Origin of the sequence: Aequorivita sp. Q41 (assembly GCF_039831855.1) — a bacterium.
GTDB lineage: Bacteria > Bacteroidota > Bacteroidia > Flavobacteriales > Flavobacteriaceae > Aequorivita.
The window spans coordinates 40832-61853 of record NZ_JBDPMS010000002.1 but is presented as its reverse complement, the minus strand read 5'-3'; the positions used below and the strand labels follow the sequence as shown (position 1 = coordinate 61853).

General features: G+C 35.7%; 21 protein-coding genes. 11 read left to right on the top strand and 10 right to left on the bottom strand.

What is annotated here, in order from left to right; translation table 11 throughout:
• Nucleotides 1–2: 2 nt before the first annotated feature.
• The 6 genes from ABJ955_RS09825 to ABJ955_RS09800 all read right to left on the bottom strand — a co-directional run bounded on the left by ABJ955_RS09825 (nucleotide 3) and on the right by ABJ955_RS09800 (nucleotide 5158).
• Nucleotides 3–878 (bottom strand): rhomboid family intramembrane serine protease, encoded by an 876-nt coding sequence (locus ABJ955_RS09825; RefSeq protein WP_347374447.1) that lies wholly within the window; start codon nucleotides 876–878, stop codon nucleotides 3–5.
• A gap of 2 nt (nucleotides 879–880) precedes the next feature.
• Nucleotides 881–1618, bottom strand: a complete 738-nt coding sequence (locus ABJ955_RS09820) for a rhomboid family intramembrane serine protease (protein ID WP_347374446.1) — start codon at nucleotides 1616–1618, stop codon at nucleotides 881–883.
• Nucleotides 1619–3478: a DNA mismatch repair endonuclease MutL gene (gene mutL, locus ABJ955_RS09815; RefSeq protein ID WP_347374445.1), complete on the bottom strand. Its 1860-nt coding sequence runs from the start codon at nucleotides 3476–3478 to the stop codon at nucleotides 1619–1621.
• A gap of 6 nt (nucleotides 3479–3484) precedes the next feature.
• A complete protein-coding gene (locus ABJ955_RS09810) occupies nucleotides 3485–3769 on the bottom strand; it encodes a riboflavin synthase subunit beta (protein WP_347374444.1) in 285 nt (94 codons plus the stop codon).
• A gap of 124 nt (nucleotides 3770–3893) precedes the next feature.
• The gene (gene ribH / locus ABJ955_RS09805) at nucleotides 3894–4391 is read right to left on the bottom strand and encodes a 6,7-dimethyl-8-ribityllumazine synthase (RefSeq protein WP_347374443.1); all 498 of its coding nucleotides are present in this window, start codon (nucleotides 4389–4391) and stop codon (nucleotides 3894–3896) included.
• Nucleotides 4391–5158, bottom strand: coding sequence for a tetratricopeptide repeat protein (locus ABJ955_RS09800; protein ID WP_347374442.1), 768 nt, complete (start codon nucleotides 5156–5158; stop codon nucleotides 4391–4393). Before ABJ955_RS09800 ends, ribH begins: the two co-directional genes overlap by 1 nt.
• A 138-nt stretch (nucleotides 5159–5296) precedes the next feature.
• Between ABJ955_RS09800 and recF the strand changes: the two genes are divergently transcribed.
• The 3 genes from recF to ABJ955_RS09785 all read left to right on the top strand — a co-directional run bounded on the left by recF (nucleotide 5297) and on the right by ABJ955_RS09785 (nucleotide 7201).
• Entirely contained in the window at nucleotides 5297–6382 is a 1086-nt protein-coding gene (gene recF, locus ABJ955_RS09795; RefSeq protein ID WP_347374441.1) for a DNA replication and repair protein RecF, read from the top strand.
• A gap of 70 nt (nucleotides 6383–6452) precedes the next feature.
• On the top strand, nucleotides 6453–6887 hold the full coding sequence (locus ABJ955_RS09790) for a lipocalin family protein (protein WP_347374440.1): 435 nt from the start codon (nucleotides 6453–6455) through the stop codon (nucleotides 6885–6887).
• A 17-nt stretch (nucleotides 6888–6904) separates the two neighbouring features.
• Complete coding sequence (locus ABJ955_RS09785) at nucleotides 6905–7201, top strand: DUF721 domain-containing protein (protein ID WP_347374439.1); 297 nt, start codon at nucleotides 6905–6907, stop codon at nucleotides 7199–7201.
• Between the two features lie 85 nt (nucleotides 7202–7286).
• Here the strand turns inward: ABJ955_RS09785 and ABJ955_RS09780 are convergent, their stop codons facing one another.
• Entirely contained in the window at nucleotides 7287–7706 is a 420-nt protein-coding gene (locus ABJ955_RS09780) for a nucleoside-diphosphate kinase (protein WP_347374438.1), read from the bottom strand.
• A 149-nt stretch (nucleotides 7707–7855) separates the two neighbouring features.
• On the opposite strand from ABJ955_RS09780, the gene ABJ955_RS09775 reads away from it, so the two are divergent.
• Genes ABJ955_RS09775 through ABJ955_RS09765 form a run of 3 tightly spaced genes read left to right on the top strand, consistent with a single transcriptional unit; the run spans nucleotide 7856 to nucleotide 10540 of the window.
• Nucleotides 7856–8875: a bifunctional oligoribonuclease/PAP phosphatase NrnA gene (locus tag ABJ955_RS09775; RefSeq protein WP_347374437.1), complete on the top strand. Its 1020-nt coding sequence runs from the start codon at nucleotides 7856–7858 to the stop codon at nucleotides 8873–8875.
• Nucleotides 8868–9416 (top strand): gliding motility-associated peptidyl-prolyl isomerase GldI, encoded by a 549-nt coding sequence (gene gldI, locus ABJ955_RS09770; protein WP_347374436.1) that lies wholly within the window; start codon nucleotides 8868–8870, stop codon nucleotides 9414–9416. The genes ABJ955_RS09775 and gldI overlap by 8 nt, the downstream gene beginning before the upstream one ends.
• A 17-nt stretch (nucleotides 9417–9433) precedes the next feature.
• Complete coding sequence (locus tag ABJ955_RS09765) at nucleotides 9434–10540, top strand: peptidylprolyl isomerase (protein ID WP_347374435.1); 1107 nt, start codon at nucleotides 9434–9436, stop codon at nucleotides 10538–10540.
• Between the two features lie 122 nt (nucleotides 10541–10662).
• Here ABJ955_RS09765 and ABJ955_RS09760 read toward each other — a convergent pair whose 3' ends face one another.
• The gene (locus ABJ955_RS09760; protein WP_347374434.1) at nucleotides 10663–12114 is read right to left on the bottom strand and encodes an aminoacyl-histidine dipeptidase; all 1452 of its coding nucleotides are present in this window, start codon (nucleotides 12112–12114) and stop codon (nucleotides 10663–10665) included.
• 171 nt (nucleotides 12115–12285) lie between these two features.
• On the opposite strand from ABJ955_RS09760, the gene ABJ955_RS09755 reads away from it, so the two are divergent.
• Nucleotides 12286–13353 (top strand): DUF3810 domain-containing protein, encoded by a 1068-nt coding sequence (locus tag ABJ955_RS09755; RefSeq protein ID WP_347374433.1) that lies wholly within the window; start codon nucleotides 12286–12288, stop codon nucleotides 13351–13353.
• Between the two features lie 21 nt (nucleotides 13354–13374).
• On the opposite strand, the gene ABJ955_RS09750 is transcribed toward ABJ955_RS09755, so the two are convergent.
• Together ABJ955_RS09750 and ABJ955_RS09745 are read right to left on the bottom strand one after the other, a co-directional pair.
• Nucleotides 13375–13923 (bottom strand): HNH endonuclease, encoded by a 549-nt coding sequence (locus ABJ955_RS09750; RefSeq protein ID WP_347374432.1) that lies wholly within the window; start codon nucleotides 13921–13923, stop codon nucleotides 13375–13377.
• A gap of 27 nt (nucleotides 13924–13950) precedes the next feature.
• A complete protein-coding gene (locus tag ABJ955_RS09745) occupies nucleotides 13951–14787 on the bottom strand; it encodes a DUF6503 family protein (RefSeq protein ID WP_347374431.1) in 837 nt (278 codons plus the stop codon).
• 295 nt (nucleotides 14788–15082) lie between these two features.
• Here ABJ955_RS09745 and ABJ955_RS09740 point away from each other — a divergent pair, with 295 nt between their 5' ends.
• From ABJ955_RS09740 to pheT, 4 genes are all read left to right on the top strand, one after another.
• On the top strand, nucleotides 15083–15889 hold the full coding sequence (locus ABJ955_RS09740; protein WP_347374430.1) for an RNA methyltransferase: 807 nt from the start codon (nucleotides 15083–15085) through the stop codon (nucleotides 15887–15889).
• A gap of 38 nt (nucleotides 15890–15927) precedes the next feature.
• Nucleotides 15928–17163 carry a M48 family metallopeptidase gene (locus tag ABJ955_RS09735; RefSeq protein ID WP_347374429.1) on the top strand — a complete coding sequence of 412 codons (1236 nt, stop codon included), beginning with the start codon at nucleotides 15928–15930 and terminating at the stop codon, nucleotides 17161–17163.
• A gap of 92 nt (nucleotides 17164–17255) precedes the next feature.
• Nucleotides 17256–18428 (top strand): MFS transporter, encoded by a 1173-nt coding sequence (locus tag ABJ955_RS09730; RefSeq protein ID WP_347374428.1) that lies wholly within the window; start codon nucleotides 17256–17258, stop codon nucleotides 18426–18428.
• Nucleotides 18429–18556: 128 nt separating this feature from the next.
• Entirely contained in the window at nucleotides 18557–20983 is a 2427-nt protein-coding gene (gene pheT, locus ABJ955_RS09725) for a phenylalanine--tRNA ligase subunit beta (RefSeq protein ID WP_347374427.1), read from the top strand.
• Nucleotides 20984–21022: the final 39 nt, after the last annotated feature.

Here is a 21022-nt window from a genome sequence, read left to right as displayed (position 1 = left end):
ATTTAGTCTTCTTTTCCGGCTTTAAACAGAAAATCTTTTTCTTCCTTTGTTAGGCTTTCGTATCCACTTTTACCTATTTTATCTAAAATAGCATCAACCTTTCTTTGGTGATCCGATTTTTCGCCTTTCGTTTTAGAACGCTTTGAAGTTGGTTGTGTTGTGCGATGTACTTTTGTAAACGGTTTTTTCTTTCGTGGCTTAAAAAGGTTTGCAATCCAATCCATGAAATTTTCAAACCATTTCCCGATATCATTTCCTTTGGCCAATTGCACAGCATATACATAACCAAATAGGGCGCCACCTACATGTGCCATCATTCCTCCCGCATTTCCTGAGGTAGGAATCCGCACTAAATCAAAAAGAAAGAGAAAAAGTGCTATGTGCCAAAGTTTAATATTGAAAGTAAAAAACCGAACTTCGGTATTGGGAGCATAGGCAGCAATAAAAACCATAATGGCTGTAACTGCGCCAGATGCACCAATTAAAAACCCTCTCCTTTCAGCAAAAACAGGAAATAAATTATATGCCAACACAAAAAGTAGCCCCCCAAAAAGAGCGCCGAGCATATACACTGTAATCAATCGTTTTCCTGTAAAAAGATTTAAAACAAATTGTCCAAACCAATACAGCCAGATCATATTAAACAAAATATGCAAAAACCCAAAGTGTATAAACCCATAGGTAATTAAAGACCATGGATGAATTAAGATAGTATCAAAACTATCGCTTAAAACAAACCAACGTGTTAGGAACTGCGGACTTACGCTAAAGAAAAAAGAGCCTAAGTTTATTATTAAAAAAACAGCCACATTGATAACAATGAGCTTGACCAAAACATTGGCCATTTTAAATTGATATGCAAGGTTTGGAGCTGCCATACTTAATTCCAACGGTGGTTATCAAAACTATTTTTTCGCCAATACCACGCCATTAAAAAACCAAAAATTGCACCTCCTATGTGCGCAAAATGGGCGATACCTGTTTGTGCACCCGTTATTCCAAAAATTAAATCTAGTAAAATAATTCCTGGTATAAAATACTTGGCTTTAATAGGAACTGGTAAAAACATAAGCATTAATTCTACAGTTGGGAACATCAATCCAAAAGCCACTAAAACACCATACACGGCACCAGAAGCCCCCAGTGCAACCCCATTATAAGTATTAAACATAGCGTTTATTTGATCCATTGAGACGGTATCCAAAACAGCTTGACTCCCTCCATTACCTCCAGACAAATAACTCATCACTTCTCCTTCGCTCCATCCACCCGCAAGTAAAGCATCCATAACGCTATGTACCTGATAATAATTCACCAACGTATAAACCAATGCCGAACCAAGGCCCGCAGAAAAGTAGAAGAAAAGAAACTTTTTTTGCCCCCACCGCAATTCTAAAGGAGAGCCAAAAGCCCAAAGTGCGTACATATTAAAAAGTATGTGGAAAAAATTGGCGTGCATAAACATAGATGTAAATGGCTGCCAATATTGAAAACTGGGGTTTTCAAAATAATATAATGCAAAAAGTCGCTCCGCAACTCCGCCTGTAAATTGTGTCCCTATAAAAAAAAGCACATTAAGTATTAATAGAAATTTTACGGTATCGGTTATTCTTCCCATTTACATAAATTTTTTGTCGAGTTCACTTACTTCAAGAGTAGTGAAAACTGGTTTGTTCGTTGGGCTAACTGTTGGCTCCTTACAAGCAAAAAGTTGGTTTATTAAGTGTTCCCGCTCTTCTTTATTCAATGAAACCCCTGTTTTTATTGCCATACTTGCTGCCATAGATTTTGCAAGCATATCGTTCTGACTGAATCCATTATCAGGGACTTCTTCTTTTATATCATGAACTAACTGATGAAGCAAATTTACAACATGACTTTCCATAATCAGCACTGGAATTCCACTAATCTCAATAGTTTCCTCCTTTAATTGGGAAAAAATAAAACCGGTATGCTCCAGTTGCTCGCGAATTTTTTCAATAATTTCAACATCTGGTTTTGAGAAATGCAGTTGCAACGGAAATAACAATTGCTGACTCACAGCTTCCTTTACAGTAATATTTTTAAGTAATTCTTCATATAAAATTCGTTGGTGTGCCAAATTTTGATGAATTATCATCATTCCGCTTTTCAACGGACTAACAATGTATTTATTCTGCAGCTGAAAAGTTAACTGTGCTGTTTCTGTTTCAGTGGTTTCAAAAAGATTTCCAGTTACCTCTTCACTTTCAAATTCAATATTCCCTATAGCAAAATCCGTTTCAGGTTCATCTTTCAAGCCAACATACAAGGATTCCCATGAAGTAGTTCGTTCTACACCCGATGAACTTCTTTTAAAAGGGAAGTTAATATTCGCTTGTTTTGGTTTTTCTTTAAAGGGGTTAAAGCTACTATCCACTTCTATTGAAGGAGTTGTAGGTGCTTTTTTACTGTATTCATATGGTGTATCAAAGCCTTTATCTCTTTCAAAATCAAGTATTGGTGCAATGTTAAATTGCCCTAAGCTATGTTTTACTGTTGCGCGAAGCATGGCATAAATAGCATGCTCATCGTCAAATTTTATTTCAGTTTTTGTAGGATGTATGTTGATGTCTATAGCATGTGTATCTACTTCTAAAAAAAGAAAATAGCCAGGGTGCACCCCATTTTTCATCAGGCCTTCAAAAGCGGAAGATACAGCATGGTGCAAATACGGACTTTTTATAAAGCGGTCATTTACAAAAAAGAACTGTTCGCCTCTACTCTTTTTTCCATATTCAGGTTTCAATACAAAGCCTTCAATTTTCAAAATCTCGGTTTCTTCATTAACTGGAACCAGTTTTTCATTGGTTTTGCTTCCGAAGATATTTACAATTCGTTGCCTTGAGTTTGAGGCTGGAAGTTTAAAAACATCACTTCCATTGTGTATCATTTCAAAAGTTACGCTAGGGTGCGCTAAAGCCACACGGTGAAATTCGTCAATAATATGACGGGTTTCTACAGGATTGCTTTTTAAGAAATTACGTCGCGCAGGAATATTATAAAAAAGATTTTTAACCGAAATGGTAGTCCCTTTTGGAACAACTGCCGGATCTTGTGAAATCACCTTACTCCCTTCAACAGTTAGGAGGGTCCCAATTTCAGCAAATTCTGTTTTGGTCTTTAACGCAACATGTGCAATCGCCGCGATAGAAGCTAATGCTTCCCCACGAAAACCTTTGGTGTGTAGGTTAAAAAGATCTTCAGCAGCTTTAATTTTGGAGGTTGCATGGCGTTCAAAACTGAGCCGTGCATCCGTAACACTCATTCCTATTCCATTATCGGTAACTTGAACAAGGGTTTTACCAGCATCTTTTATAAGAAGTGTGATTGAAGTTGCTTGGGCATCGATAGCATTTTCCAACAATTCCTTTACTACTGAAGCGGGTCGTTGAACAACTTCCCCAGCCGCAATTTGGTTTGCAACGTGATCCGGTAATAACTGAATAATGTCTGCCATTAAAGTTTATGCGTAGAAAATAGATAAATCAAATTCAATAATAAATAGGAAAATAAGCACGAGTACCGCAATAATAATCAACAACCTCCTATTTGCTTTTTTATCTGAGGTTTGCCGTAAATCTGCCCAAGCGGTTTTAAATTTTCCCTTTAGCCCTTTGTTGTCTCCAACTGTAGTTCGGAATTGGTCAAATTTATGTTCCATTGAAAACGGGCTGTTTTCACCATCGTGCTCAAAATAACGTGGTTGGTAGCTGTACTTTTTATTTTTTCTTTTGCCTATTAGTCCCATAAGTGTTGTTCTTCAAAGTTACTGAAATTACTGTATTTTCTAAAGTATTTCTGAAGCTTGTTTTAAACAATTATGATGCCGTTTTCCATAGGCATACCTCATAAAAAATAATTGAAAACTAAAACTAGAATTTAGCTTCTTTCCGAAGTTGCGCCATTTTTATAGCCGCAATTGCTGCTTCGGTGCCTTTATTGCCGTGTTTACCACCGCTACGATCTATGGATTGCTGCATGGTATTGTCTGTAAGAACACAGAAAATAACAGGTATAGCTCCTTGCACATTTAGGTCTTTAATGCCTTGTGCTACACCTTCACACACATAATCGAAATGTTTTGTTTCTCCTTGAATTACACTTCCTATTGCAATAACCGCATCCAGCATCTCGTAGCTTTGGGTCATTTGCTTGCAACCGAATATAAGCTCGAAACTTCCAGGGACATTCCAACGAACAATGTTTTCTTTTATAGCTCCGCAATCTATTAAAGCATTAAAAGCACCTTGAAACATGCCCTCTGTAATATTGTGATTCCATTCAGAAACAACAATCCCAAACCGAAAATCTTTCGCGTTTGGGATTGTATTTTTATCGTAAGCCGATAAATTTGTATTTGCTGTAGCCATTATTTTTTCATTGCTTCCGCGCGGCCAGTATATATTTCGGCTTTTGCAGCTTCAGTTGATTTTGGATAATCGTCAGTTATTTTTTTGAAATGCGCCAACGCTTTAGCAGTGTTGTTTAAAGACATTGCTGCAATTCCAGCTTTTAGTAGAAAACGTGGTGTAGTAAACGCATTTGTTCTCATTGTTGCAGCTTCTTCATAGTATTTTAAAGCATCTTCATTTTGCCCTAACTGTGTAAACGCATCCCCGATAGCTCCTTTTGCCAATGGCGCCAACATCTCATCATCACTGCTAAATTTATCTAGCTGCGCAATAGCTTCTTGGTATTTGTTAGTGTTCAAATAAGCCATACCAGCGTAATAATGTGCAAGGTTTGCTGCATCTGTGCCACTGTAATTATCGATAATATCAATAAAACCGTATTTTCCTTCACCGCCTTGCAATGAAAGATTGTATAGAGAGTCTTTTGCCGTAGCGGTTAAAGCTTGCTCCCAATAGTTTTGCGCTTGGAACATTTCGTTCATTGCCTCAGCCTCTTTAGGAGTCTTAATATATTGGTGATATGCAAAATATCCCAAAACAGCAACAGCCACCACTATAATAAAGCCTAAAATGGCTTTTTGGTTTTTTTCTACCCAAGCTTCCGTTCTCGACGCACCTTCATCAAGTGTGTTGAATACTTCTGCCGTTGTACTGTTGTCTTCTAGCTGTGTTTCTTTTTCAGCTTTTGTTTTCGGTTTGCCTCCGCGTTTATTGTACGTTGCCATAGTTCTAGGTTATTGTGGCGCAAAAATAAAATTTTTAATGGAATTTAAAAGGATAAATATTTCTTATTTTTTAATAATTTGCAAAGCGGTTATTCTTCAATTTTAGAAGCAATCCCGAGTCGCAACCTATTCACTTTTATGATTTTACAAAAACTATCCTTATTAAACTATAAAAATTTTGAAGCCGAAACATTCGAATTCGACCCAAAAATAAATTGTTTTGTGGGAAATAACGGTGTTGGGAAGACAAATGTGCTCGATGCAATCTACCACCTCTCCTTCGGAAAAAGTTACTTCAATCCAATTACAACTCAAAATATAAAACACGGTGAAGATTTTTTTGTAGTTGAAGGTTTTTATGACAAAAATGAAGCCTCTGAAAAAATTGTAGTAAGCGCAAAAAAAGGGCAGAAAAAAATTATAAAACGAAACGGAAAAGCATACGATAAATTCAGTGAACACATCGGTTTTTTACCTTTGGTAATAATTTCGCCTGCAGATAGAGATTTAATTATTGAAGGCAGTGATACTCGTAGAAAATTTATTGACGGTGTTATCTCGCAACGCGATTCGGACTACTTAAACACTCTAATTAAGTACAATAAAGTATTGGCGCAGCGCAATTCACTCTTAAAATATTTTTCAGCCAACAATACATTTAGTCAGGATACAATAGCTATTTACAACGAGCAATTACACACTTTTGGCACTTCAATTTTTGGGAAAAGAACTGCTTTTTTGGAAGAATTTTTGCCTATATTCCTAAATAGATACAAATCTATTAGTAGTGGCAACGAAAGCATTAATTTGGTTTATGAAAGTCAATTACAAGAAAATGACCTTCTCACTTTATTGCAAAAAAATATTTCAAAAGACAGAATTACACAATATTCTAATTTTGGAATACACAAAGACGATTTGGTTTTTGAGATTGATGCACATCCAATAAAGAAATTTGGGTCGCAAGGGCAACAAAAATCATATTTAATTGCCTTAAAGTTGGCACAGTTTGATTTTATAAAAACCCATTCAAAAACAAACCCAATTTTGCTTTTGGATGATATTTTTGATAAATTGGATGAAACACGGGTAGCACATTTAATTTCGCTTGTAGACAATGAAAATTTCGGGCAGCTTTTTATAAGCGACACCCACGCAGAAAGAACCGAAGAGGTAATAAAAAAAGTACATCAAACCTATAAAATGTTTTCTTTAACGCCATAAATCAGTGTATTATCTCTGCTAGACGACATTTTGAATCACTCGTAATCAATGTGAAAAATTAAATTAAACTATGAAATCGAAATTTATAATTATTCCCTTACTGCTTTTTATTTTTTCTTGTGAAAAACCAAACCCAGAAATACAAAAACAAAACCTCAGCGGTTATTGGGAAATAAAAAGTGTAAAGATGACTGATGGCGAAAAAAAGGAATTTGGAATAAATACAATTGTAGACTACATTGAAATAAAGGGCGATAGTGGTATTCGCACAAAAGTTTCGCCAAAACTTGACGGTAGTTTCGTTACAAATGGGGTTTCAGAAAATTTCACTTTAAAAATTGAAGAAGACAGCCTTCGAATGTATTACAAAACCCCTTTTGACGAATGGAAAGAAACCGTTATTGAAGCAAAGGACAGCACTTTAACAGTAAAAAACAGGGCCAATAAAATTTATATTTATTCAGCATTTAAAAAGTACGATTTTGGAAACCCAACTGAAAACTAGAAAATTACAACATTAAAATGGCAAAACGACACTCAGAAAACATATCAATTGGAGATGCTTTAAAAGAATTTATTGGTGCCAATCGCTTGGAGAAAGGTTTGGACAAAGTGAACACCAAAGAGGCATGGGATACTGTACTGGGAAGTGCAATTTCTAAATACACCACCGATGTAAAATTAGACCGAGACACACTTTATGTGCAACTCTCCTCTTCCGTTTTACGCGAGGAACTTAGTTATGGGAAAGAAAAAATTATAACATTAATCAATGAAGAGCTGGGAAAGGAATTAATTAAAAAATTAGTGTTACGATAAAAAAAGTAGGTACGCGACTAAACACACACCTACTTTTTATGCTATTCATAAAATTTATATCCTCACTGTTGAGGGCAAAAGCTTTTTAGAACATTTCGCGACCTGCAAAATGAAAAGCACCTTCAATTGCTGCGTTTTCATCGCTATCACTTCCGTGTACTGCATTTTCTCCAATTGAAGCTGCATACATTTTACGGATGGTACCTTCAGCAGCATCTGCTGGGTTGGTAGCTCCAATTAAAGTACGGAAATCTTCCACTGCGTTATCTTTTTCAAGAATTGCCGCAACAATAGGACCACGTGTCATATATTCTACCAATTCGCCATAAAAAGGACGCTCGCTATGAACCGCATAAAATGCTTGTGCATCTTGTGTAGTCATGTGGGTAAGTTTTAAAGCTACGATTCTAAAACCGGAAGCATTTATTTTTTCAAGAATGGCTCCGATGTGTCCTTTTTCAACCGCATCTGGCTTTAACATTGTAAATGTTCTGTCTGTTCTCATTGTATTGTTTAAAATTTCGGCAAAAATAACTATTTGAAAACGAAAAGCAAGTATTTACCAAAGGTTTAATGATTTATTAAACTTTCAGAAGAAATTTTACCTTAAAACCACTTCTTTCTTAATTTGTATTTATTGTATCTTCGCCCCTTATGAATAAAGAAACTACACAACTAGTTGAAACGCTTCTCGCTTCACCTCAAAAAGCAGTAATTATTGGGCATAAAAATCCAGATGGCGATGCAATAGGCTCGTGTTTAGGACTCTCATTTTTCCTAAAAAAAATAGGACATTCCGCCGCTGTTGTAATGCCTAATGATTTTCCTGATTTTTTAAAATGGCTTCCTGGTGTTGAAGAAGTTGTAATTTATGAAAAGGAGACGGAGAAAAGCACTCAACTAATTGAAGAGGCATCTTTAATTTTCACCTTAGATTTTAACAGCCTAGAAAGAGTTGGTGAACTTCAGCAAATCTTAGAAAGTGCCGATGCAAAATTCATAATGATCGATCATCACCAGCAGCCCGCAGACTATGCTGTGGCAACGTTTAGCGATGTAACCATGAGCTCAACCTCCGAAATGGTTTATCATTTTATGGATGCTTTGGGTCATTCAGAAATACTTTCTGAGGCAATAGCAATCAATCTTTATACAGGAATAATGACCGATACCGGGTCATTTCGTTTTTCTTCAACATCACCAACAACACATAGGGTTGCTGCAAAATTAATTGAAGCTGGTGCAGATAGTGCATTGATAAATCAAAATGTATACGATACAAACAGTCCTGATAGAATGAAACTTTTAGGATTGGCATTAAGCAATCTACACATCCTACCCGAATATAGAACCGCATACATTACCATGTCGCAAAAAGAACTTGATGCACATAACTTTAAAAAGGGAGACACTGAAGGTTTCGTCAACTATGCACTATCGTTGCAAGGAGTTGTTTTTGCTGTAATTTTCATTGAAAATAAACAGGAAAGTATTGTTAAAATATCTTTTAGAAGCAAAGGGGAATTTTCAGTGAATGCATTTGCTAGAAATCATTATAGTGGCGGTGGCCACAATAACGCTGCTGGAGGAAAAAGTTCGCAATCTCTTAACAAAACCATAAGCGAATTTATTAGTATCTTGCCACGTTATAAAGATGAACTTGCACATGCTTAATAAGCTGTTTTATATTATATTATTTTCGGCCTTTATCGTTTCATGTAAAAGCCCTGAAGCTAGACGCCCTATTCAAAACCATTCTGGAACTTTTATTAAAGAATCTGCGGTTAGAAATAAAAAAATCTATGACCAGGAAAAAAGCGTTATTGAAAAAATAATAGAAAAAGATTCCACAACCAATTATATTGCTTCCGAAAACGGATTTTGGTATTATTACAATACCCGTGATACCACCACTACAGAAGTGCCTGTTTTAGGGGATGTAGTAAAATTTACTTTCGACATCAAAGATTTAAACGGGAGCATTGTTGTTTCGGAAAAAGAAAATGGACTGCAACAATATAAAGTTGACCAAAGCAACCAAGAACTTATTTCTGGAATACGTGAAGGAATAAAGCTTATGAAAGAAGGCGAAACAGTAACCTTCCTATTTCCTTCCTATAAAGCTTATGGCTATTATGGGATTGGAGAAAAACTCGGCACCAATATTCCTGTGCAGAGCACTGTAACTTTACATTCAATTGAACAATCAAACTAAAATTAATTTTAACACTCATGAAAAAACTAACATTTCTATTTTTATCGCTTACGCTTGCATTTGCGTCTTGTCAGGAAAAATATCCTGAATTAAAAGATGGTGTTTATGCTGAATTTATTACAAACAAAGGAACTTTCGTTGCAAAATTAAAAAATGAAACTGCCCCACTTACAGTTGCTAATTTCGTTGCACTTACTGAAGGTACAAACGGAATGGTAGATTCACTTCACAAAGGAAAACGATTTTATGATGGCCTTGTTTTTCACCGTGTAATTAAAGATTTTATGATTCAAGGTGGTGATCCAAATGGGGATGGTACTGGAAATCCAGGATATGCATTTCCTGATGAAATTAACGACACCATCCGCTTTAACAAAAAAGGTCTTTTAGCAATGGCAAACTCTGGCCCTGGAACAAACGGCAGCCAGTTTTTTGTAACTTTAAAAGAAACACAATGGCTAGATGGCCGCCATACTATTTTTGGTGAAATCGTTAAAGGACAAGAAGTGGTTGATTCTATAGGGCTTGTGGAAACTACAAAACCTGGAGATAAACCAACCGAACCCGTTATTATTGAAAAAGTAAATATTATCAATAAAGGGGATATTAAAGTTCCTTATTTCACTGAAGAAATGAGTAAACTTGAAAAAGAAAAGAAAGATAAGGAAGAACGTATTAATAAAGTTGCTACTAAAAAGGCAGCAGAACTTAATGCCCTAAGAGCTAAAGCAGACTCATTAGCTTCAGGAATTAAAATTTATTTTAATGAAAAAGGAGATGGAGTGCAACCAAAAGAAGGAAGCCAAATTTTAATGAACTACGCTGGATACCTTACAGATGGGCATCTTTTTGACTCAAATGTTCTAGCAAATGCAGAAGAGTTTGAAATGGTAGACGATATGCGTAAGGCTGCTGGCCAATACGCTCCAGTACCTACAGATTACAGTAAAGATGCCAAACTGATTCCTGGTTTCCGTGAAGGGCTATTGAATATGAAAATTGGTGATAAAGCAACTGTTTTTATTCCCCCACATTTAGCATACGGAAAAAGAGGGATTCCAGGAGTTATTCCTCCAGATTCAGAATTGATTTTCAATCTTGAAATTGTTGAAATCGTAGAATAATTTCAAAATAACTTGTATAAAAAGAGGAGCTAGTTTTTAAACATAGCTCCTCTTTTTTTATTTAACCCAAAACTACTTCTTTGTAAATCTTGGTTCTTGGCTCTGACTCTAAACCTTTACTTCTATTTTTTAGGTATGTTTTTTAAAATTTCTAGAACAAACTTCCAGTATTTTTGAGCAGAAGAAATACTTGCGCGTTCATCAGGAGAGTGTGCTCCTTTTATTGTTGGCCCAAAGGAAATCATATCCATTTCAGGATAATTTTGCCCTAAAATTCCACATTCTAGCCCCGCATGGCATGCCGCAACGTTCGCTTTTTCACCATTCATTTTTTGGTATAAATTATCTAAAACCTTCAAGATTGGACTGTCCATATTTGGTGCCCAACCAGGATAATCTCCAGCTAATTTCACTTTATACCCTGCAAGATTAAATACAGAAGTAAGTGCATTTGCAAGACTGTCTTTAGAAGTTTCTACAGAGCTTCTAGTTAAACATTCAACTTTAATGTTTCCATTTGCAACTGAAACTTTCGCTATATTATTTGAAGTCTCCACCAAATCTGCAATATCTGGACTCATTCTATAAACCCCGTTATGAGCTGCATTCATTACATCTAAAAATAATCCTTGGTCTTCAGCAGCCATCACTTTTGCCAAAGTACCATCTGTTTTTTCAGCGGTAATAGACAGCTTAGGCTCCAATGATTTGTATTCTAAAGCAATTCCTTTTTTTATCTTTTCAAATTCTGAATGAAATTTTTCTTCAGAAGAAATCGCAACCAATGCTACACTTTCACGAGGTATTGCATTTCGTAAACTTCCGCCTTCCAGTTTTGCAAGCTGTAGCACTTCTTTTGTAGCAAAAAGAATTCGGTTCATCAGTTTGTTTGCGTTCCCCAAGCCTTTAATAATATCCATTCCACTGTGACCGCCATTTAAGCCTTTCACTTTAATAGTGTATGCAACAGCGCTTGTGGGAACAGCAACTTGTGTGTAAGTACCTGTTGCGGTTACATCTACCCCACCGGCGCAACCTACTCCAATTTCGTCATCCTCTTCAGTATCAAGATTTAAAAGAATATCGCCTTTTAGCAAGCCTCCTTTTAATCCTTTAGCGCCCGTCATCCCTGTTTCTTCATCTATGGTAAATAGCGCTTCGATTGCTGGGTGTTCAATTTCATTACTTTCCAAAATCGCCATAATAGTTGCAACCCCCAAACCGTTATCGGCCCCAAGTGTTGTTCCATTTGCACGAACCCAGTCGCCATCTACTTTCATCTCGATTCCTTGGGTGTCAAAATCGAAATGAGTATCGTTGTTTTTTTGGTGAACCATATCTAAATGGCTTTGTAACACAACCATTTTACGATCTTCCATCCCTGTGGTAGCAGGTTTGCGGATTATTACGTTTCCTACTTCGTCTTCAATTGTTTCTAAACCAAGGTTTTTACCAAAATCTTTCATAAAAGCAATTACACGTTCTTCCTTTTTTGAAGGACGCGGCACAGCATTTAGGTCTGCAAATTTGTTCCAAAGGGCTTTGGGCTCAAGGTTTCTTATTTCTTCGTTCATTGTTTCAGTTTAATATTATTGTGAATAAAAAGTAATTACGAATACACCAATCAATGTGTTCTTTTTAATGAAATAAAGTTTGTGAATTCGATGTCACATTTCCGCAAAATTACGGATTTGGAACGGCTATAAAAATTATGTGGTAAAAGAATTCCTTTGTATGTTTGATTTATGCAAAAACGAACCGCTTTAATCCTCACAATTTTGATTCCTGTGCAGGTATCTTTTCTTCAAATTCTGAAATATTTCCCTGAATTTGTAGAAAAATATTACAGCCTAAGCTTTTACCCATTCCTGTCAAAAGTATCGCGGTTTTTATTTGGATGGGTTCCGTTTTCAGTTGGCGATATTTTTTATTTATTAATTGCAATTTTAGCTATTCGTTGGCTTTGTAAAAATTTTTATCGCTTGCGCTTTGAACCAATCCGGGTGTTACTGGATATTACAGCTGCTTTTTCTATAGTATATTTTATGTTTCACATACTTTGGGGGTTTAATTATTACAGGCTTCCACTTCATAAATCGCTTGATTTAAATAGTGACTATTCATACGAGCAATTGCTTTCAACGACACATCGTTTTATAGAAAAAAGCAATACGATGCACCAACAATTGGGTTTTGCAGATAGTGTAAAAATAGCTATGCCTTACACTCAAAAAGAAATGCTTACAATGTCTTTAAACGGTTATAAAAATTTAGAAAAAGAGTTTCCACAGCTTACGTATTCGCCTAGAAGTGTTAAAAAAAGCGGTTGGAGTTTGGGGCTAACCTATATGGGGTATAGCGGTTATTTAAATCCATTTTCGGGCGAAGCACACGTAAATAACCGTATCACCACCTATAAATTTCCGGTGGTTGGTTGCCACGAAGAAGCGCATCAAATAGGGTATGCGGCAGAAAATGAGGCAAATTTTATCGCAACCTTAGCGACACTAAATAATGATGATCCATATATTCAATATGCAGGCTCCATTTTTACACTTCGGTATTTACTAAATGAAGTTGCTCGAAATGACGAAACAGCATATTATGATCTTTTAAAAACTATAAATCCAGGTATTTTGAAGAGCTATCAAGAAATGCGTGACTTTTGGGAAGGTTACGAAAACCCCTTTGAAAGATTTTCAAAATTGTTTTGGGATAATTTCTTAAAAGCTAATAACCAAAGTCGCGGGATTTTGAGTTATAACTATATGGTAGCCTTGATTGTAAATTATTTTGAAGATAAACCAATATAAAAATATAATACTTTATAGCATTTAATATTCAGTTACATAGCCCCAGTTTTCCCCAGTTTTAATTCTGTAAAGTTGCATTTCAGAAATTCCGAATTGTTTTGCAATCATTTTTAATCGTGTTCTGCGATTGGGGTCATTAATTTTTCGTTTAATCAACTTAACCTTCGTTTCGGTTAATTTAGAATAGGTAATTCTTCGGGGTTTATTTTTATACTCAGGATTGCTAAACTGGTGTATTTCTTTTTCTTTTTTGGTAGCCCACTTTAAATTTTCAACGTGATTATTGGTTTTATCGTAATCTAAATGGATTACATACATTCCATCATTCCGCTCTAAAAAATGCTCCGCAACAAGTTTATGAACATATCTACTTGTTGATTTCTTATTCTTTTTTTGTTTTAGTGGCAGGTTTTGGTATCCATTAATAAATGACACCGTCACCAAAAATTCTTTTTCGTTTTTACAGTTTAAAATCCTACCATAATTAGATATTTTAAATTTTTCATTTTCAGCTATTTTGTCATCAAAAACAACATCTTTCCACTCTTCATTCCAAAAATTCCGTATCATTCGTTATTTAAATTTATCGTTTTAAAGTTATTGTACATATTCAGCTTCAGTTGGTTTTTTAAAAACCGAATCGTCTAGCTGGGTTTCTGTTACTGTAATTTTATCAAACTTTACATCCATTTTTTTGTCGTGTGGCTTTCCGTTTTCTACATTCCACCATGTTATTTTTTTAGGAAGTAAAAGACCGTTAACGGTTTCCCATTTCCCGTATGCTATATACCGCCAATTATCACTCTTTTCTTGATCCTTAAAGGTTACTGTATATGCTAACCATGCCATTTTATTGGTTTCTGAATCAAAATAGATTATATATTCATCTTTTGAAGAGCTTCCTACGCCATCATCATAAGAAACTTTATAGCCATTGTACATTTTACCATCCAATAAGGTAGGCTCTACGGCAACATAATTAGTACCTGGGTCTGCAATAACAAAAGGCATTGCATAAAAATAAAACATTAAGTTATGGTAAAACACCGGGTTACCTTGATAATCAAGATCGTGCTTTAATAACCAGACTTGATTGCCATCAAAACCAATTGACCAACCTTTAGCTTCAACCTTCGTCTTTCTATCTTGCAAGGAAATTGTATGGGTTTCGCCACCATTTTTACCGTTCATTTCAAAACAGAGGTTATTCATCTTTTTCCATTGATCAAGACCTCCATGAGCGTTAAAAACAGCCTGTAATTGCGCTGGATATACCTTAGGTTTATTAACCTCAGCTGAAGTAGTGTTTAATGAATCCATTTTAATTCCTTCCACGCGAGGGGCTTCTACAGCATTGTCTATGTTTCCTTTTTTATCGTTCTTACACGAATAAAGTGAAACTAAAACGGTAAGTATAAATATCAGTTTTTTCATGTGGGTTGTTTTTAGGTGGCATTAAAAGTAAAAAAGCTCCTCCGACTGGAGAAGCTTTTTAGAAAGGTTTATGATTTAAAAACGATATCCTAGATTAATTTATAATAAGCTTTTTCATACTAATTTCCCCTTCGGAAGAAATTCTTATACACGCAAACTCCTTTTGCAAGTGTAGCTTTAGTATAAAATCGGTAATTAATTTCATGTTTAACATCCCTGATTATTTTTAAAATACTTTGAAAACGCTACTTAAAATGCGTATCGATTTTATGAATTTGTACTATATCTTTGCTAAATGCATAAAACCATTACAAGTTTTCAAAATCCGCTAATAAAACAGTTTGTTTTACTGCAGGATAAATCGCGCGAACGCCGAAAAACAAGCTTGTTTGTCATTGAAGGATTTCGTGAGATTTCGCTCGCTATAAAAGGAGCTTACCTACTAAAAACACTGCTTTATTGTTCGGATATTATTTCTGAAGAAGAGATTTTCACGCTCAAAGAATCTGCAAACAACGAAACAGAATTCATAGAAATTACTTCAGAGATCTATGAAAAATTAGCCTACCGAAGCTCCACCGAAGGGGTTTTAGCAATTGTGTATTCTAAACAATTAGCGCTTACCAACCTAAAACTAGAAACCGAGACTCCTTTAATTTTAATAGCAGAAGCTCCCGAAAAGCCAGGAAATATCGGCGCACTTCTTCGCACGGCAGACGCCGCAAATGTAGCCGCTGTAATTATTGCCAACCCAAAAACAGATATGTACAACCCAAACATTATTAGAAGTAGTGTAGGGTGTTTGTTTACAAATAAAATAGCTACGGGAAACACTGCTGAAATTATTGCCTTCTTAAAAGTCAACAACATCAATATTTACTGTGCCGCTTTACAAGCTGCTGTGCTTTATGACACAATAGATTTTAAGGAAGCATCTGCAATAGTGGTAGGCACTGAAGCCACTGGACTTAGTGACGAATGGCTTAAAAACAGCACTCAAAACATCATCATTCCTATGCAAGGCGAAATAGACAGCATGAACGTTTCCGTGGCAGCGGGAATCCTTATATTTGAAGCGAAAAGACAACGCAACTTTAAGTAGTGAATGTTTATAGCAATTAAAAAATTGAAATACAAAACTTGGAACCCGAAACAATTTTTCATATAATTATTGCAATTTTAGTAATCAGCTTTATCATAGATCAGGCGTTGGATTACCTCAATGCAAAACATTTTAACGATCCGCTTCCAACTGAATTACAAGATGTTTTTGATGAAGATGCGTATAAAAAGTCGCAACGTTATAAAAAAGAAAACGCTCGATTTGGGTTTATAACTGCTACAGTTTCCATCCTTGCAACCCTACTGTTTTTCTTCTTAGATGGCTTTGCTTATGTGGATGGTTTGGCACGTTCATTTTCAAACAATGAGGTTCGTGTTGCACTTATTTTCTTCGCAATTATTATGCTAGCGAGCGATATTATTAGTACTCCTTTTAGTTATTACAGCACTTTTGTAATTGAGGAAAAGTACGGTTTTAATAAAACGACACCTAAAACTTTTGTTTTAGATAAACTGAAAGGTTGGTTTATGGGAGCAGTTATTGGAGGGATTATTTTAAGCGCTATTATTTGGTGCTACCAAAGCACGGAAAAAAACTTTTGGCTGTTTGCATGGGGAATCATTACAGTATTTACAATTTTAATGAACCTTTTTTATGCACGCTTTATCGTGCCACTCTTCAATAAACAAACCCCTCTTGAAGAAGGTTCTTTGCGGAAAAAAATAGAACGTTATGCGACAAAAGTTGGCTTTACACTCGATAAAATTTATGTAATTGACGGCAGCAAACGAAGTACGAAAGCAAATGCATATTTTTCTGGCTTCGGAAACGAAAAAAGAGTAACTCTTTACGACACACTTATAAAAGATTTAAACGAAGAAGAAATTGTAGCCGTGCTTGCGCATGAAGTTGGTCATTATAAACGAAATCATATCATTATAAATCTTTTAACCACAATATTAACTACAGGTTTTACCCTTTGGTTGTTATCCTTATTTATTGGAAACCCATTGCTTTCAGAGGCTTTAAATGTATCGCAGCCCTCATTTCATATTGGTTTGATTGCATTTGGGGTTTTATATAGTCCAATTTCAGGTATTACAGGCTTAGTGATGAATTATTTAAGCAGAAAATTTGAATACCAAGCCGATGATTATGCTAAAAACACCTATGCAGCTGCTCCCCTAATTTCTGGCTTAAAGAAACTTTCTAAAAACAGTTTAAGCAACCTTACACCGCATCCGCTTTATGTGTTTGCGCATTATTCGCACCCTACACTTTTGCAGCGATTTATGAATTTGAAACGTAGGTAACTAGCTTTTTCTTCTATTTTTAAAATTGATGTGGGGTTTAGAATATCTAAAAAATAATTTGAAGTACCTTTAAGGTAAAGATGCTAAAAACCTTGAAACCCATCACGCGAACCGTTTGGATACTTTCACTTGTTAGTCTGTTTACAGATATGGCCAGTGAAATGCTGTACCCAATAATGCCTATTTACCTTAAAAGCATTGGGTTTTCAATTCTCTTGATAGGTATTTTAGAAGGGTTGGTGGAGGCTATTGCTGGGCTAAGCAAAGGTTATTTTGGACAATTAAGTGATAGCAAAGCGAAACGTGCGCCTTTCGTGCAACTTGGATATTCGCTTAGCGCGCTTTCAAAACCCATGATGGCATTTTTTGTGTATCCGCTATGGATATTCTTTGTGAGAACAGTAGATCGTTTGGGAAAAGGAATCCGCACGGGCGCACGAGACGCCATGCTTTCAGCAGAAACAACAAAGGAAAACAAAGGGAGAATATTTGGTTTTCATCGTTCTATGGATACTCTTGGAGCTGTTTTTGGTCCCGCACTTGCACTACTCTATTTATATTTTTACCCAGAAGACTACATTAACCTCTTCTATATTGCATTTATACCTGGAGTTTTGGCAATTTTCGCAGCGTTTCTTTTAAAGGATAAAAAAGCGATCGTTTTAACTGAAAAGAAAAAAATATCCTTCTTCTCCTTTATTAATTATTGGAAACAGAGTCCCGCAAAGTATCGAAAAGTAGTTCTTGGTTTATTGTTTTTTGCACTTTTTAACAGCAGCGATGTTTTTTTACTTCTAAAGGCAAAAGATGTAGGAATGAATGATACTTGGGTGATTGGCATCTATATTTTTTACAATTTAATATATGCCCTTACCGCCTATCCTTTGGGGGTTATGGCAGATAAAATTGGGCTAAAAAAGATGTTTGTTTTAGGATTAGTTATTTTTAACTTGGTCTATTTTGGTATGGGGCTTACAGAAAATGCATATGTAATTATAGCACTCTTTTTTGGGTATGGTATTTTTGCAGCTGCTACTGAAGGAATTTCAAAAGCATGGATAACCAATATTTCTAAAGATGAAAATACCGCTACGGCTGTAGGAACCTATTCCGCTTTTCAAAGTATTGCGGCAATGTTTGCGAGTATTATGGCTGGGTTATTATGGTTTTATTTTGGCGCAAATGTTACGTTCTTAGTTAGTGCAATTGCAACAGCTTTTGTGATATTTTATTTTATAGGAACCAAAGCAACCTCTATAAAATAAATCTCCTTTATTCTTAAACTTCCTATTTTTTTATTTTTTCTGTCATTCAGGTGAAAATTCGTAAAACCAAATTCGCAAATCTAAAATCGTAAATAGTATCTTTGCCCACTGTTAAGATTTTTACACTTATGACTATTTCATACAACTGGTTAAAACAATTCATCAACCTTCCTTGGGACGCCGAAAAAACAGGCGAATTATTGACAGACCTCGGTCTAGAAGTGGAAGGCATAGAAGATTTTTCTTCCGTAAAAGGAGGACTAGAAGGCGTTGTTGTAGGTCACGTTTTGGAATGTATACAACACACCAATGCCGACCGACTTAAAGTTACAAAAGTTGATATAGGCTCCGGCGAACCAATACAAATAGTTTGTGGCGCAGCAAATGTAGCCGTAGGTCAAAAAGTTCCTGTTGCAACAATAGGCACTACGCTTTATGATGCTGATGAAAAACCTTGGCAAATAAATAAAGGAAAAATTCGAGGCGAAGTGAGTGAAGGAATGATCTGCGCTGAGGACGAGTTGGGCATAGGAAAATCGCATGAAGGAATTATGGTTCTTGACGCAAAATTAAAACCCGGAACACCTCTTTCTAAAGTTCTTGAAATAGAAAACGATAAAGTTTTTGAAATCGGACTTACACCAAACCGCGCCGATGCCATGAGCCACTGGGGTGTAGCACGCGATTTAAAAGCAGGATTGCTTCATAAAGGTATTTCTACAAAACTTAATACACCTTCAACAAGTAGCTTTAGAATAGATAGCCGTACATTAAAAATTGATGTTCAGGCTAAAAATAGTACACTTGTACCTCGCTATTGCGGTATTACCATTAGCAACTTAAAAATAGGGCCGTCTCCAGCTTGGATTCAAAATAGGTTGAAAGCTATTGGCCTTACCCCTATAAATAATATTGTAGATGTTACCAATTATGTGCTTCACGAGCTTGGACAACCACTTCATGCTTTTGATGCTGCAAAAATTTCTGGTAATATAATTAATGTACAAACCCTGCCCTCGGGAACAAAATTTCAAACCCTTGACGGCATTGAACGCGAACTTCATGAGGATGACTTAATGATTTGTGATGCTGAAAAACCATTGTGTATTGCAGGTGTTTTTGGAGGGATAAATAGTGGTGTTACTGAAGAAACAACTAGTATTTTCTTAGAAAGCGCATATTTTAATCCAGTTAGCGTCCGCAAAACAGCTAAACGCCACGGTTTAAGTACAGACGCGTCTTTTCGTTTTGAAAGAGGGATCGATCCAAATGTAACAGATTACGTGCTTCGTTATGCAGCAATATTGATTGTACAGCTTGCTGGAGGCCAAATAACTAGCGACCTAATTGATGTGTACCCTAAGAAAATTGAAGATCATCAAGTTTTCTTAAATTTTGAAAAAGCAGATAAGCTTATAGGCGAAGAAATTCCGAAAGAAACCATTAAGGAAATTCTTACCGCTCTTGAAATGAAGATTAATAATATTACTGAAACTGGAATCGGCATGACCATTCCTGCGTATCGAAATGACGTTACCAGAGATGTAGATGTTATTGAAGAAATACTTCGTGTCTATGGGTATAATAATGTACAATTTACTCAAAAATTAAACGCTTCTATTTCTACAGTCCTGCCTGGAGAAGATTATGGGGTTCAGAATAAAATAGCACTTCAGCTAACTGGAATTGGATTTAACGAAATGCTAAACAACTCTTTAACTTCACCTAAATACAGTGAGTTGAGTGAGCTTATTAAAGAAAATTACAACGTTGCGATGATTAATCCCCTAAGTCAGGATCTTTCAGTAATGCGTCAATCCATGTTGTTTTCTGGCTTGGAAGCTATAGCATATAATAACAATCGAAAAAACAGTAACATTAAGTTATTTGAATTCGGAAAAACCTACCACAATTTCCCTGGTGGACGTATTGAAACAAAACACCTTTCCCTTTTCATCACGGGTTTAAAAGCTGAAGGAAACTGGGCAACTGCAAATACACAAAGTGATTTCTTTTTCGGAAAAGGAATCGTTAGTGCTTTAATGAATCGTTTAGGCCTTGATGATTATACGGAAGAAGCAACTGAAAATGATATTTTTTCAGAAGCAATCGCTTTAAGAAGAAACAAGGAAGTAATTGTAGAATTAGGAATTGTTAGTAAAAAAATTACCGCTGAACTAGGCGTGGACACTGAAGTGTTTTACGCAGATTTTAATTGGGGCGCCGTTTTAAAGCAAATTTCCATTAAAAACCTCAAATTAAAACCCATTGCAAAATTTCAAGCTGCACAACGTGATTTTGCGTTATTATTGGACGACTCTATAGGTTTTGGAGCATTGAGAGAAGCTGCATTTAGCACCGAGAAAAAACTTTTAAAGTCCGTTACTTTATTCGATGTTTACAAAGGCAAAAACCTTCCCGAAGGTAAAAAAAGCTACGCGCTAAGCTTTACAATTCAAGACAAGGAAAAAACTTTAACCGACAAGCAGATTGATAAAATAATGAAAAAGCTTCAACAAAAATTCGAAACTGAATTTGGGGCTATTCTTAGGTAATTAAAACTTCTTATAAGCAAAAAACCAACGACTTAAGTC